The 14,465-nt window shown below is 43.9% G+C and carries 11 protein-coding genes and 1 pseudogene; 2 read left to right on the forward strand and 10 right to left on the reverse strand.

Annotated elements, in window-relative coordinates; translation table 11 throughout:
* Positions 1-773, reverse strand: a pseudogene (locus QUB51_RS26130) (IS630 family transposase); the annotation flags it as partial.
* Positions 774-1,033: 260 nt separating this feature from the next.
* Here QUB51_RS26130 and QUB51_RS26135 point away from each other — a divergent pair.
* Positions 1,034-1,864, forward strand: coding sequence for a hypothetical protein (locus QUB51_RS26135; RefSeq protein WP_333212638.1), 831 nt, complete (start codon positions 1,034-1,036; stop codon positions 1,862-1,864).
* Position 1,865: 1 nt separating this feature from the next.
* On the opposite strand, the gene QUB51_RS26140 is transcribed toward QUB51_RS26135, so the two are convergent.
* The 3 genes from QUB51_RS26140 to acpP all read right to left on the reverse strand — a co-directional run bounded on the left by QUB51_RS26140 (position 1,866) and on the right by acpP (position 3,314).
* The gene (locus QUB51_RS26140) at positions 1,866-2,306 is read right to left on the reverse strand and encodes a hypothetical protein (RefSeq protein WP_333058557.1); all 441 of its coding nucleotides are present in this window, start codon (positions 2,304-2,306) and stop codon (positions 1,866-1,868) included.
* A 117-nt stretch (positions 2,307-2,423) separates the two neighbouring features.
* Complete coding sequence (locus QUB51_RS26145) at positions 2,424-2,900, reverse strand: hypothetical protein (protein ID WP_333058558.1); 477 nt, start codon at positions 2,898-2,900, stop codon at positions 2,424-2,426.
* Between the two features lie 183 nt (positions 2,901-3,083).
* Positions 3,084-3,314, reverse strand: a complete 231-nt coding sequence (gene acpP, locus QUB51_RS26150) for an acyl carrier protein (protein ID WP_333212655.1) — start codon at positions 3,312-3,314, stop codon at positions 3,084-3,086.
* 1,441 nt (positions 3,315-4,755) lie between these two features.
* Between acpP and QUB51_RS26155 the strand changes: the two genes are divergently transcribed.
* Entirely contained in the window at positions 4,756-7,356 is a 2,601-nt protein-coding gene (locus QUB51_RS26155; protein WP_333263890.1) for a dynamin family protein, read from the forward strand.
* Positions 7,357-7,621: 265 nt separating this feature from the next.
* Here QUB51_RS26155 and aroF read toward each other — a convergent pair whose 3' ends face one another.
* The 6 genes from aroF to QUB51_RS26185 form a co-directional block, all read right to left on the reverse strand.
* Positions 7,622-8,683, reverse strand: coding sequence for a 3-deoxy-7-phosphoheptulonate synthase (gene aroF / locus QUB51_RS26160; RefSeq protein ID WP_333263888.1), 1,062 nt, complete (start codon positions 8,681-8,683; stop codon positions 7,622-7,624).
* Positions 8,684-8,894: 211 nt separating this feature from the next.
* Positions 8,895-9,368: a PAM68 family protein gene (locus tag QUB51_RS26165; protein WP_333058252.1), complete on the reverse strand. Its 474-nt coding sequence runs from the start codon at positions 9,366-9,368 to the stop codon at positions 8,895-8,897.
* Positions 9,369-9,463: 95 nt separating this feature from the next.
* On the reverse strand, positions 9,464-9,733 hold the full coding sequence (gene rpsO / locus QUB51_RS26170; protein WP_015174482.1) for a 30S ribosomal protein S15: 270 nt from the start codon (positions 9,731-9,733) through the stop codon (positions 9,464-9,466).
* A gap of 250 nt (positions 9,734-9,983) precedes the next feature.
* Positions 9,984-10,607: a Holliday junction branch migration protein RuvA gene (gene ruvA, locus QUB51_RS26175; RefSeq protein WP_333263885.1), complete on the reverse strand. Its 624-nt coding sequence runs from the start codon at positions 10,605-10,607 to the stop codon at positions 9,984-9,986.
* A 348-nt stretch (positions 10,608-10,955) separates the two neighbouring features.
* The gene (locus tag QUB51_RS26180) at positions 10,956-11,204 is read right to left on the reverse strand and encodes a type II toxin-antitoxin system RelN family antitoxin (RefSeq protein WP_333058254.1); all 249 of its coding nucleotides are present in this window, start codon (positions 11,202-11,204) and stop codon (positions 10,956-10,958) included.
* A 234-nt stretch (positions 11,205-11,438) separates the two neighbouring features.
* Positions 11,439-14,075, reverse strand: coding sequence for an AAA-like domain-containing protein (locus tag QUB51_RS26185; RefSeq protein WP_333058255.1), 2,637 nt, complete (start codon positions 14,073-14,075; stop codon positions 11,439-11,441).
* Between the last annotated feature and the right edge of the window lie 390 nt (positions 14,076-14,465).

The following is a 14,465-nucleotide window of genomic DNA, read 5'->3' on the forward strand; positions in this document are numbered from 1 at the left end:
GCACTAAAATCATGCTCAATATCATTTAAGTCAGGAGAGTATTTTGGTAAAAATATTATCTGATGACCTGCCTCCTCCACCAGGAGCCTAATTGCTGTCTTACGATGAATCGGTGCATTATCCATGATTAATATTGATGGTATTGTTAAAGATGGCAATAAATATAAAGCTAACCACCCTTCAAAACTTTCTGCATTAAAGCGGACTGTAAAGACCATAGGTGCAATCAAGTCCTTGTTTCCTTTTCTTCTTCCTGCTACTAAATTTTCTCTTTTTCCGCGTTTTCCTTGTCTCTCCCCATATACTTTTCTCCCTTTTTTTGACCACGCATAAACACAAGCATGAAACTCTTCAAACCCTGACTCATCAATAAATACAAGGCTTTTACTCCCATGAGCTTTAATTAAATTTCTCAGTGTTTGGTAGTATTGTATTCTTTCTTCTCTATTCCTTTCTCTATAACGAAATTCTTTTTTTTTTCTCGTAATTTTCATTTTCTTTAAGGCATAGCATATGGCACTCGCTCTCACCCCGAATTTCCTTGCTCTTTCTATTAATCTTGCTTCGGGATTTTCTTCTACATCTTTTCTGAGCATTTCCCAGTCTATCTTTCGCTCACGGTGTTATACCTTAGTGGCTCGAAGGTCTTCCCTCCCTAGCCATCTGTATATTGTTGCTCTTCCTACTTTAAACAGGGCGGCGGCTTTGGTTATACCCCCTCCATTTTCCACATAATCCACTACTCTTTTTCTTAAATCTAGACTGTCTGCCATTTTTCGGCTCCGAGTTAACAATTTTTCTTGATTTTACATCATCTTGCATTTGTCTCACATTTATTTGAAATGACTATAAATTTAAAAATTTGCCCAAAAAAATGGTTTGATCCGCTATTGGTAGAGGCTTTGTGCGCAGTGTGCACCCTACAGACTCGATCGCACTTTTTAATTCTGACAATCACCCCGATCGAGCTTTGATGGTTTGGATTAAATAATTGTGCTACAAATGAACTATTCAACTTCGCGGCTAACCTAAAATGTTCACTCCGTCAGACAGAGTGCGGCTTATGAAGGAAATGCGGAAATCTCCAGAAGGAGACTTGCTGCCTAAATGGGAGGCGGCTTCGCAGTGGCTGTCTCGGTTTGAAGATAGCGATGATTGGTCGATCGCCCTGATGGACTGCGATCGCACTCCTTGCGTTACAATTGGTTTTGTTTTGGAGTGCGTGTGGCGATCGCACTGGGTGACATTTGATGAAGCAGACGGATATCAGCGCTTGCTGGCAGGATTTAACGAAATTCCCGAACCATTGCCCGCTGTTGGTACTCCCAAAAGTTACTCGCGGGGGGCGTGGGTTTTTGAAGCTCAACCGCGCCATCAACGCCGCCAAACGCTTGTTGAAAGGCGAGGCGGTAGAAATAAAAAATTTCGACAAAATGCACCTGCACCGCGCGTGGATTTGTCGCTAGCTGTCGGAGAATGTACGCCGCAGCAGTTGATGGAAGCGCTGATGATGCAAAATGGACGCTGGAATAATTTCGACCCGGAACCGATTTTAACCGATCTATATCAGAACAGAGATTTGTGGCTGAATTTTATGATGCTGCCGCTGATTGCGGAGGATGAAAATAGCGGTAGGCTTTACAGTAATTTGGGTTTATTGCTGCGAGATTTGGACGATCGCTGGCACGCTGATACGCTTTATATTTGGAGTAGGGATGATGATTGCGTTTACCCGCTGGTTGATTTTGGGAAGACTTGGATGGCGGATGATGTGCAAGTGATGGATCGCGATCGGGCATCTGTGTTTATTGGTTATGGGGGTTATGAAAATCCGCCGCCTGTTGTGGTTTACTGGTGGGATTAAATCACTTTTTTTCCCCATTACGACCCAAAAATTTAGCTGTTTTACGATCTAAAAACTTAGCCCCTGCTGATACAATCGTTTGGTCTTGTTCATGAGAATTGACATCTTCCTGTTTGTTTACTTCTTTCAATTTACGACCCAAAAATTTAGCTCCTCTACGACCGACAAACTTAGCTCCTGCTGATAAAATGCTTTGGTCTTGTTCCTGAGAATTGTTTGGGTTTTGGAGTTCTTGTTTGTCTCTCCCAAAACTAGCAATAAATTCAAAAGCTGGCATCAAGCCTACTAGCAATATTAGCACAACCAAAAATATGGGAATCAGCAATAATCCCAGCAATAGTACAACTCCCTTACCCTTCAGACTAACCAAGATGATGGTGATAATTTTCTCCCACCAAGAACAGCCCCAGCGTCCACAAAATTCTGCCAAAATTAGTTGCATTAGATTTTTACTCCTTAAACTGTATGTCCCTAAGTTTTTTGTTTTTACCGCGCTTTGTGCTTTCCTCAAAAGAAGAGCGATCGCACTTTGGTAGAAATAGCGATCGACCTGGTAAATTTAGCTAAGTATGAATCTATTTGGCAAAGAAGGCGGTGGTGGGGGAGACTGAGAATGTCGGGGCATATAGCTCGGTTTGGGACGACAAGCTTCTATAATTTCGTTACGAAACTGGTTGACTTTATCATTTTTTGTACAAAACAGAATGAGATTACTACTACTCGTGTAAATGGCAATATAACGCTGTTTTACAACAAAAGCCAACACAATGAAGATAATACCAATGAAGAATAAGCCGAGGGTTAGAATTCCGAGTCCGAGCAGCCACCAAGTACAGCCTTCCCCTATTTCAACTGCTTTGACATTTTGAATGGGAATGACAATTTCTTTGATTTCTAACCCAAAAAATGAAGTGAAATTTCCTTGTAAGGTGTCCCCAACAATTTTAAGAGTTCCTGTACCGCTGGTTCGGACGGGAACTGCACCGACTAATTGACCGGGAATTCCGCTGATTTGGGTAACTGATTTAGACTTCATTTTTTTTGATGTTTGTTGTAATAATGAAAATGACATTGGTCGTACAATTTTTGGTAGGGACATGGGCTTTGGCCGTGTCCTTACACCGATCGCTCTGGTGAGTTGGTATTACATGAAAGCTTGAAGTCTTTCTAGTGCTTTCTTCTGTTTAAGGAATTTGAACTTGGTTACTGTCTTTGCTTTTTAAACAGCAACTTTTTTGTAAATGTAATCAACAGCCTGTTGAACTGTTTCTATGTTCTCCGCAGCTTCATCGGGAATTTCAATGTCGAATTCCTCCTCAATGGCCATAATTAGCTCTACTGCATCGAGAGAATCGGCTCCTAAATCCTTGGCAAAATTAGCGTTTATGGTGACTTTACTTGCCTCAAATTCTAGTTGCTTGGCAACAACGGCTTTGAGTTTTTCATAAATTTGCTGCTTAACCTTATCGCTTGGGAAAGATTCTGCAACAACGGTAGCAGTAGCAGTATTATTCGTAGTTTCATCAGAATCTAATTCTAATTCCTCTTCGGATTCATCCCGGACTTTGAAGTACCAAAATAGATTAGCCACAGCCAAATCAGAGGCTTTTTCCAAATTCGACGATACTAAACTTGTATGACCCCCTAGTTCCCCTTGTTCAATGATATAATCTTCATACTCTTCACGTCGCTGCCGATCGAGCATCCATTCCAGTTGAGTGCGAAGCGCGTAAAAATGAGACTTCGGCTTCAAATTTTCATAAAATAACTGTTCATCTGGGATTGCTAAAGCTGTTGCGGCTGAGTTTTTCTCCACCTTAACAGCAGAGTCAGATTTACTAAAATCAGCACTTTGCAACTGTTTTAATTCACTTGGCGGTAAAGCTTTCATCCATTCAATCTGATTTTGCCAAGTCTCTAATAAAACTAAATCGCGATCGTGAATGCACGTAATTTCAGGAAACAGAAAATCTAGCTCGTCGTCAGAGTCGCAGCATTGTATAATACCGAGGCCGTCTTGACGGATTTGTTGTTGAAGTTGAGAAATACGATCGCCCGCAGCCCCATACTCATTTTGCACCTGATAAGTCGCAATAATACTTTGTTCGATCGTCCAACTGCACTCTAACCGCCGCAACTGTCCCGCCGCACAGGTTTCTGACAACAACTGCGGATTTCTGTAATCAGCTAAAGCCTCAAACAACATCCCTCGCGCTGCATCAATTTCAGCATTGCGGCGGTTGATATCTTGCAGTTGCAAAGCCGATCGCATTCGTTGAATTGCTTGATTAAATAACCCGTAAGCCCGCACTAAGACTAGGCGATGGTTCTCAAATTTTATATCTGCAACCACTTCGGAAATTAATTGCTTAATTTCGGCGCCTTGGCCTTTCAAAAGTTGTTCTAAATTGATGAAACCATTTTCTACTTTAACTTCCAGCCTTTCTACTGCTTTTTTTAGTTTCAAAGTCTGGTGCAAATTCACCGCCGACAAGGCTACCCCAGCAGCAACTCCCACGCCAATGACGGCTGTTGTCGCTTGCAGCACGCCCAAACTGGTTTGGACGGCTTGAAAGCCCATGTGGTTTTGGTACATCTGCAAGCCTCCCATTGCAAGCTGCACGGGAGACACTAACGGCGATAGGGGGCTGTTGTTGACCACCGCGCCAACGGCGTGGGCCGCAAACTCTCCCGTTGCTGCATCTCTCGCCATGCCGATCGGCACTCCAGCCGATGTAAACACTTGTACGTACTTGCCAGCCTCGATCGCAGCCTGTACCGCCGGGGGAAATACAAAGTTCATCATCAATTTCTACCGTGTTACCAATCCACAGAATAACTAATATATTATGCTAGTTTAAATAAAAAAAAATTATCAATAGGCCCTGCAAATGCACACTTCGCTAATTAGTCCTCAAACAGTTGAGCTTGTTTCGCGGCTGACCGGGCAAAACCTCCGAAAAGAGGATATTACTCCGCCTGTGCTTTTCCTGGCGGGGCTGGTGACGGTATTGCTGGGAGTCATTCATGCCGACGGTACGGTAAGTGCTGAGGAAACACAGCGATTGCGGACAATTTTTACGGAACTTATTCCCGCTAACAACAGTTTGCGCCAATTCGTAATGCCGATGGTTAAGAGCGTGCGGGAACAGCAAGTTTACAAGAAATTGACGGCGTTGCTGGCGCTCACATCGTGCTTTTCCGAAGAGGAAAAACTGCTGTTAATTAGTTTTGGGTATCAAATGTCGGCGGCAGATGGGACAATAGATGAACGAGAAAAACAGTATTTGACCATCATTGCCGATCGACTCGGAGTTAATGCGCGATTTTTGAGTGTTTTGGAAGCGAGTTTTAGCAATCAAGCCATCAGCGATACAGCAGCTTTAGCAGAACTCCACTCGTTACTCGATCCAGCGCAATTTCAATCTCTCGATTCTATGTTTGTCCGTGCTGCCAGTCACATTATCGAACATTTACCAGCCAAACCGAAACACAAAACAAATCAAAAGCAATCAGTTTCATCCTATCAGGAGTTGAAAAAATTTCAGGAGTATCGGCAACAACTGAATGCTCTTTGTGAAAAACTAGGCTTAACTCTGCAAAATGGAATCGATCGCAACGTGCTATCTCCTACTTTAGCAGAAGAAGTAACGAAAGTATCTCAGAGATTGCAATCTCCATGTTTTCGCGTTGCTGTTGTCGGCGAATTTAGTAAAGGTAAATCAACCTTACTAAATGCTTTACTTGGTGAGGAAATCCAACCAGTGCGCGATATTCCCTGTAGCGGTAATGTGACTATTTTGAAATATGGTTCGCAGCGCCGGGTTATTTGTCGCTACCACAATGGACGGGAGGAAGAAATTTCACCTGCACAATATCAAGAGAAAGCTTCGATTTCGGAACAAGCGGCTTATGGTTCCTATGCCGATGAAATTGCCAAGTCGGAAATTGCCGAAATCGTTTTTGAACATCCCGAATTAGAGTTGTGCCGCAATGGGGTAGAAATTATTGATTCTCCTGGGTTGAACGAACAAGCCGAACGCACATTAGTCACCCAACAGGTTCTCAAAACAACTGATGCGGTTATTTTCTTAACTCATGCTCAAAATGCTTTAACGGAGAAAGAGCGAGAACTGCTTTTGTACTTGAAAAAAGAACTAAATTATGGTAATAAGGAAGGCGCGAGTAATATTTTTATGGTAGTTAATTTTTTCGATTTACTGCGGCGGGAAGAGAGTCGCCAGCAGGTACGAAAAAGGGTGGAAACAATTGTTACAAGTCAAAATTTGATTGCTGGTGAAAATCGGATTCATTTTATTTCTGCTCAATCTGCATTAGAAGCGATTTTAGCAGGCAATGAAAATGATGATTATCTAAAATCTTTTCAGGGTTTTACTGATTCGGTTGAGAAGTTTCTGACTGTTGAACGGGGGGCGATCGCACTTCAGCAATCAGCCGCCGGAATTAAGCAAATTATTAATACTGGCTGCGATGAATTGACTCAATATAGGAAAATATTAGAAGGAAAATTGACAGTTTCTCAAGGAGATAAGGCGAAGATTTTTGAACAAATGGCGGAAGTAAGCGGCCGCGATGTTAAGATTAGACTTTTAGCTAATGAACTGAGGGAGGAATCGGTAAAAGAAGCTATTGAATCTTGGAAGGAATGGGATAAAATATTGCGCGATCGCCTCGCTACAAAAAGGAATAAATGGACTTCAGTGCATTCGCATATTTGGAGCCAAGACAAGTTAATCCAAGATTATGCCAATCAATTTGTGTGGGAATTAACACAAGAAATTGATGTTTGGAGCGACCAAAAATTGCACTTTATATTGAAACAAAAAATAGAAACTTTAGACTTCAAATTTAAGGAAGAGTTTTATGCAATCCGACAAGAGTTTCAAGAGTTTGATCGGCGACTTAGCACTAGCCTTGTTACTCAATTCAATAACTTAGGAATAGCAAAAAATCTGGGTGGAATTGGCATCGGTGGAAGCGGTATCGCTTCATCAATCTCAGATATTGGAGGTCCTGGAGGTTATCTTGGCGGTTTAGGCCTTGGTGGAGCCGTCGCGGCGGGATTGCTGTTTTTCGCGGGACTTGGTATTATTCCAGTTATTTTGGGTGCCTTAGCTGCTGGTGGGGGTGGCGCATTTGGATTGGGAATGCTAGATGTTGATGGAATTCATAACCAGATTAAGCAAAAAATTTGTGAGTTAGGGTTTAAGAAGTTTGATGAATCTTCGCAGTCGATTTCTGATAAGATAAAAGAAAGAATTATTGCAGTATTTGAAGAAAGAGTTGAGACGAGTAGCGGTGCGATCGCACAAGCAATGTTGCTGTGGGAGAATTTATTGGAACAGCAGGAAAAGCGCGATCGAGAGCAAGCAGATTGCGAGGCCCAAAAAGTTTGGCTGGCTGACAAACGCCGAGAACTCGAACAAGTACAAAATCAAATTGAGGCTATTTTAAATCAGAGCGATCGCTAATTCAATGAATAATATCATGTCCAATCGATCGACCGCGATTTTCGTAGGGGCCCGTTAGCCAACAATACCAGCCAATAATTGACAATCTCAAAAACCCGCCCCGGCCGGGATATTATGGTTAATCGATCGGATTCGATCTAACGGGTAAGTCATACCCAAGGAGAGGGGCGGGTTTCCAGAATCTCGGCTTTGTGTTGCAAATTAGGGCGAACCCGCCCCTACAGGAATTACGGTTAATTGACCGGACATTATATTACTGGTGTTTCTATGCCAAAACTGGCACGGGCTGCGGCCAACGGTTCATGACTTTACCAATCACCGCCAATTCTTCCATCAACTTGTCGAACTGATCCGGTGTTAAAGATTGCGGCCCGTCAGACAAAGCTTTTTTCGGATTCGGGTGCACTTCAATCATCAGCGAATCTGTACCAGAGGCGATCGAAGCAAAGGCCATCGAGGGTACAAACTGCGCCCAACCGGTGCCGTGACTGGGGTCAACCATAATCGGTAAGTGAGTCAGAGTCCGCAATACTGGTACTGCCGACAAATCGAGGGTATTGCGTGTATATTGCCTGTCATACCCGCGAATTCCGCGCTCGCACAAAATCACGTTCGGATTCCCAGAAGCCATGATATACTCAGCAGCCATCAACCATTCTTCAATGGTGGCGGAGATGCCGCGCTTCAGCAAAACTGGTTTGTCTTGAGCTCCGACTTTCTTCAACAGTGAGAAATTCTGCATATTTCTCGCCCCGACTTGTACCACGTCGGCTACTTCCACGATCGCACTTAAGTCGGCCGCATCCATAACTTCTGTGATAATTCCCAAACCGCTAGCTTCCCGCGCCGCCGCTAGCAATCCCAAAGCACTCTCGCCGTGGCCTTGGAAAGCATAGGGGGAAGTTCTCGGTTTGTACGCGCCACCACGGAGAAAATGAGCTCCAGCAGCTTTGACGCGCATTGCCGTTTCGACAATCATTTCTTCGTTTTCGACTGAGCAAGGGCCTGCTACGATCGCGATCGGGTGATGCAAGCCGATCGTTACAGTTCCTAAAGGAGTAGCAACCGTTACTTCGCTGGGTTCTCCTTGGCGATATTCCAGAGAAGCGCGTTTGTAGGGTTTTTCCACGCGCAGAACTTCTTCAATCCAGGTGCTCATTTCGCGCAGTTGCATCGGTTCGAGCTCAACTGTGTCGCCCACCAAACCCATCACGGTTTTGTAACGGCCGACGATTTTTTCTGGTATCAAACCCCAGCTAGTGCGGAGCTCTTCGTCGATGCGATCGATCTCGGCTTCTGGAGTGCCGGCTTTCATTACTATAATCATATTTTTTTTGCCTGTTTAGTTGGGCTAGAAACGGATGATGACTCTGATGCACTGAGAAAATAGATGCAATGGCGATCGAGAATCTATTTATATCAGTATTATTAGCATTGTTGTGGGGCGGGTTCTTGTTCCCTCCCCAAAAACAAATTCTAGATGGTTAACATTTTAGTTGTTAGCTAATGACTAATGACTAATAACTAATAACTAATGACTAACTTTTTGGCTTCGCGGCGCGCCACGCTTCTCGCATCCGTCCAAAATTGGTATTAAATTCTTCCCACCCCAGAGTGCTTCCTGAAACTTCTTCATCCCAGGAAGCTGAGAGGACTCCGTAGCTTAATCCCAGAACGCCTAGACCAAAACAGCCCATGCTTACCAGCAATACTGCTGTGTTGGGCAAATCAAACAAGCCTTTGCTGACTATCAAATAGCTGACAAAAAATGTGGAAATTCCCAGGATTGTCGGTATGCCGCAGAATACCGCTATGCGAGATATCATGCGTTGGCTGACTACTTCTGGGATGGATTGCGCCTGTTTTCCGGTTTTGTTAGCTTTCGGCTGCTTGTCGGCAGAATCCGACTCTAAGGCTATGCTTGCTTGGGGTTCTGGGGGCTTTTTAGGCGTTTTTTTACGATTTGTTGCCGGTTCAAAGGGCAAGCGCTTGCGGGGTGGTTCGGAGGACATATTTTATCTCTGACCTGAAATCTCGAACATTTTTCAATAAGTCTTGGTGTTTGTCCAAGATTAAAGAATATTGTCGCAAATTTTGGCTTTGGTGTTTAGCCGCGAATGCCTAGACGGGCAATCAATGCTTTGTAGCGATCGGCATTTTGCTTTTGGATGTATGCCAGCAGGCGCTTGCGGCGGCTGATCATCATCATCAAACCGCGCCGGGAGGCGAAGTCTTTTTGGTTGATTTTCAGGTGGGCGCTGAGTTTGGTGATGCGATCGGTCAGCATGGCGACTTGGACATCTGCTGAACCGGTATCGGTTTCATGGGTTTGGAAGTCGCCCATGATTTCTTGTTTGCGCTGTTGTGTAAGAGCCATGAATTGATTTTAGTTTTTTTTGTACGATTGTCACAATCTCCTATGTTATCACAGGGGAAGCATAATAACGATAAAATTTTTGCTAAGGATGGGTTTGTTTTTTGAGCAGAATAGACTTGAATTGCAAACATACTTAGGACGGGCGGGACGCCCATCCCACAGGAAAAAAAATTGTGGGATGGGCGTCCCGCCCGTCCAGGGTTTTTATTCCCGGCGGCTAGATATTGTAGGGGATTATCATTGTAGGCGATTATCGGCTCAAATAGGCGATCGCCTCACGTATCCAATCATCCGCATCACCTTTGGTGGACAAAGTGCTGTCTTGACTGAGGGTTTGCAGCGCTTGCAAGACTTCAGCCGCAGTGTATCCCATCGCCAGCAGGATCATCTCGACTTCTTCTTGAATAGCTGGGGGGACTCCGGCGGCGACTGAAGTTGTCAAACCTGCTTGCTGTCTCCATTCCGAGAGTTTGCTTTTGAGTTCCAGGGCGAGACGTTCTGCGGTTTTTGTACCGACGCCCGGTGTTTTGGCGAGGATGCGGGTGTTACCGCCGACGATCGCCTGGACTAAATCTTGCAATCCTAAAGTATCAAGAAGTGCGATCGCCAGTTGAGCACCCACACCGCTGACACTCGTCAACTGCCGAAACAAATCGCGTTCTGCCGCGCTGCCAAAACCGTACAATACGATTTGGTCTTCCTTAACTTGCTGGTGGGTAAAAATTTGGGCGACTTCGCCGGATGCTGGCAATTGACCGGTCACGCGGGGCAAAATTTGGATTTCATAGCCAATTTGATTGACTTCGAGAGTCAATATGACGCGGTTGCTGCCTTTGGCGATATCGGCTACTGTGCCTTTGAGATAGCTAATCATAAAATTAATAATAATACACCGCTATTCGTTTTCATCAAACTCGGCGATGATGTTGCGGATTTCGTTGAGGCTGATATCTGTTCGATCTGACATCTTGCACCATTCTCAATTAGCCTTTTAGGAACAGGCTTTCCGGCCTGTTCCACAAGAAAATCTACTTTTTGTGGAACGGGCATCTTGCCCGTCCTTGAGAATAGTGCAAGATGTGAGTTTGATCGGATTTTGAGTAAATGGTTAACAAAAGTACGATCGACGGCTATTGAACTTGATTGAGCGTGTGATCGTCTAAAATCTAAAATCTAAAATCTAAAATCTAAAATCTAAAATCTAAAATCTAAAATCTAAAATCTAAAATCGATCGATGCCCTCCCACATTTGAGAAAGAGGTATTCGCTGTCGGGTTTTAGCTTCCTGGAATGCCCTTTTGAGACTAGCTTTTACTTCTGCAACTGGAGTATCGTCGGGGTCGTCTTCAGCTTCATCTGTAGGTTCGGGAAGAAGAACGATGATTCGCACGCGGCCGGGAGTTTCTGCGGTTAAAGGTCGATCGAGCAATAATTGACCGAAAGCATCCAGGATACAAGCCCCCGGATTCATTCCGAAAGCAGACTCAGGACCGGTGAAATAAACAACCTGTATCCGATGAAACTTGCCGAACGTATTTATCTCGCGCAAGTCAATGCTAAAATCTAAAATCTAAAATCTAAAATCTAAAATCGATTGACCTTTTTCGTCGATCGTTCCTGTGACTTCAAAGGCTTTCATTTGTTGGTCCTGGATTTTTTTTAATTAATACTATTATATAACCCTGTTCGAGCGATTTTGTTATTCTTAAGCCAAAATAAGCTGCTGTTTAACCAAAGACAAATCCGTCTTACCAAAATTCACAACCAAAGCCACATTGAAATTTTCCAAGGATTTGACAAACCACATAATTTCATTAGAAGCTTTACCTTCATAGTGATTAAACAAAATAGAAAATCGCTTTTCCAACTCAGGTTTGACTTTGCCCGAAAGCAGTACAAGTTTCATGAGTAAACCCATTGTCCTGCTGGCGCCGAGGTTGTACACCAAATCGTAAAAAACGTAGTGGCTGGGATGTTGAGAATTTTCCACTACTAAGAAGTTGAACAACTGGTGGCAAGTACGAACTAACAATGGATTATTGAATTTCACCGAGTCATTTTCTCGCAATGTATTTTTGATTTGTTTGTACAAACGGTCATTAAATTGACGCCCCCCGTATTCTGGTTCTACCGACGATATTAAATATTCATATAAATCCACTTTAAATGAGGCGTAAGATGGAGTTTTTCTGGAATCTCTCAGGAAAAATTGAGCCGCTTCTTTGTAGCTGCGATCGCCTGCTACTTTTCCGGCAAATTCCCTGACCGCTAAGTGCAGTTCTGCATCGTTCAAAAGTGTGGGATTAGCCGCTCGCTGTACAATTCCTATTTCTGTATTTCTCGGCTCAACCATATAATTCAAATATTTAGACAAATGTGTTTCAAATTGTCGCTGTCTTTGAAATGCCAGTTTTTGGATGGTTTGTTGGTCTTCCTCAATGCTGTCCTTGCTCAGTAGAGAATAGCCGTACAAATAAGGATACCGACATATCAATTCGCCCAAAGGAAAATCTGTATCTTGTTGCTGCTGTTCCGCATCTCTATCTAAGGCTTTTACTAAGCGCTCTATAGTCTGGAATTCTTCACTTTTATTAAAAAATTTTATTTGTTCTTGTAAGCGCTTGACTATGTAAAATTCCATCCCGAATCGGGGAGAAGTCTGCTTAAATAAAGATACCAACTTGGCGATCGCGAACTGATTTTGTGATTGCAATTGCCAGCGGTTGATGGGGATGTAGCAGCAGCGGTGGAGCAGATATTTAAAGTCCTGATCTGATCGCTTGACGGAGACTATACTATACAAAGTTGCTTCAATCTCTCGATCGGGATAGCCCATGCCGTCGATAAATAGCTTTCGGAACCGCTCGATCACCTGTGCGGGGGATTCTGTTTCCACGCAGGAGACGATGTGATCGTACAATCTCTGTTCGTTGCTGCCAGTTGGAATACTATCTGAGGGCGGGGTGAGGATGGGGCTGTCTGCATCTGTGTCTATGCTGCTGTCTGCAACTTGTGCGACAACGACTGTGGGTTTTTCCCCAAAAGTTCGATCGGGATTCAAGAACCAATAGTGTTCTTGGCTTAATTGTTTGTCCTCCGCCCAATCCAAAGCTGACTGCAAACTTTCCCCTGTCAATAACAGTGATTCATCTTCGCGGTCTGAAGCCAGCCATGCTGCTAGGGCCAAGCGGTAAGGAGCCAATTTTCCCAGCTCTTTTTCCACCCAGAACTGATTAAAAACTGACTGATAAATTAGGTTGGAAACTATTAATTTACCCTCAAATTTAACAACCAGTCCTGACAGTTGCAATTCGAGTTTTTCGGGAGAGTAATCTGCTGGTACTCCCTGGGATTCTCCCGGTTTTGTTGCCTTGGGCGGTTGCAAAGCTTGCTGGTACAGCGTTAACAGCCGCGTGAGGTCGCAGTGGTTATGGAAAATGCGATCGCGTATAGGTATCAAATGTTGGGGTTCGTCTTCTTCTTCCCAATTTTTAATAATTCTGTGTTTGACCAGTTTTTCAACCTGCTGAGCTTCCGAATTTCTGCCAATAAAAGGCCCGTATTCAAGTACCAAGTGGCAAACTTTTTGAGTTAGAAACGGTTGCCCGCCCGTCCAAGCTAATATTTCTTGGAGGACTTTTTGGGGGCGAAAAGCTTTCAGGGCTAATCCTTTTGCTAGCGGCAAACTTTCCTGCAGTTGGAATCGACTTAAATGAATTTGCCGTCCAACATTAAAAGGGTTGCATCTTGGATCTCGGATCAATTCTGAGGGGGCTGCTACTCCCATAACAGCAAAAGTCAGGCGATCGTATTCCGGTTGCTCTGCCCGCTTGGAGTAACAAGCCCGGATCAAAGCAAAAAAATCCTTGGTACTAAAATTTAGGCGGCTGATGCTGTCAATGTCATCTAGAAAAATTACCAGATTTTGCTGAAGTGACTTGAGCAAAACTTTTTCGATAAATATCTCCAATCGCTGCACCGGCGGCAGCAGTTCGCGATCGTTCCACCACTTGATGGCATCAAACCTGTTTGTGATGTGTAAACTGCTTGCCATGCGGTACATGATTCCGCCATACCACTTTTGGGGGGAGATATCTGGGCTGCTGATGCTTCTCAAGTTGATGGCGGCAAAAACTGTACCTTCGGCTTGCAACCTTTTGGCCGTTTGCACTAGCAGGCTGGACTTTCCCATTTGTGGCGAACTCAACACGTAGCAGAAGTCTCCGGCTTTGAGTCCTTCGTAGAGCTCGCTGTCTGCCGATCGCCTGACATAGGTGGGCGCACCGGCAGGCAAATAGCCTCCAACTTGATATTGGTACGTTGAGTTGACGGATGCTGTCATCTGGGAATTCATCAAGATTTTACGCCCCTATGCTGTGCGATCGAAAGGTTACAAATTGGAGTTATGGCCCGCTGATACCATTTTAGATTTTAGATTTTAGATTTTAGATTGGGCAATGACTTATTCAATAAGGGTTTGGAGTTTGCCTGTTGCATTTGGATTGTTTTTTTTTTATCGGCCTTACTATGGTGGAAAATTTTTTGTTCTTCTTTCTCTATTGTCTACTAGGTCAGCTTTCTTCTCGTCAATCTTTACCGTATCTTTGCAAGCGTTCGCCCCAAATCCTATGATCGGCGCAATTGTACCCCGCCACTTGATTTTTTACACTCGTTCACATAATTGATGAATTTTGACTCGATCGGATTGAAAACGCTAAAACGCCGTTTTTTT

Source organism: Microcoleus sp. AT8-A3 (assembly GCF_036705675.1).
Taxonomy (GTDB): domain Bacteria; phylum Cyanobacteriota; class Cyanobacteriia; order Cyanobacteriales; family Microcoleaceae; genus Microcoleus.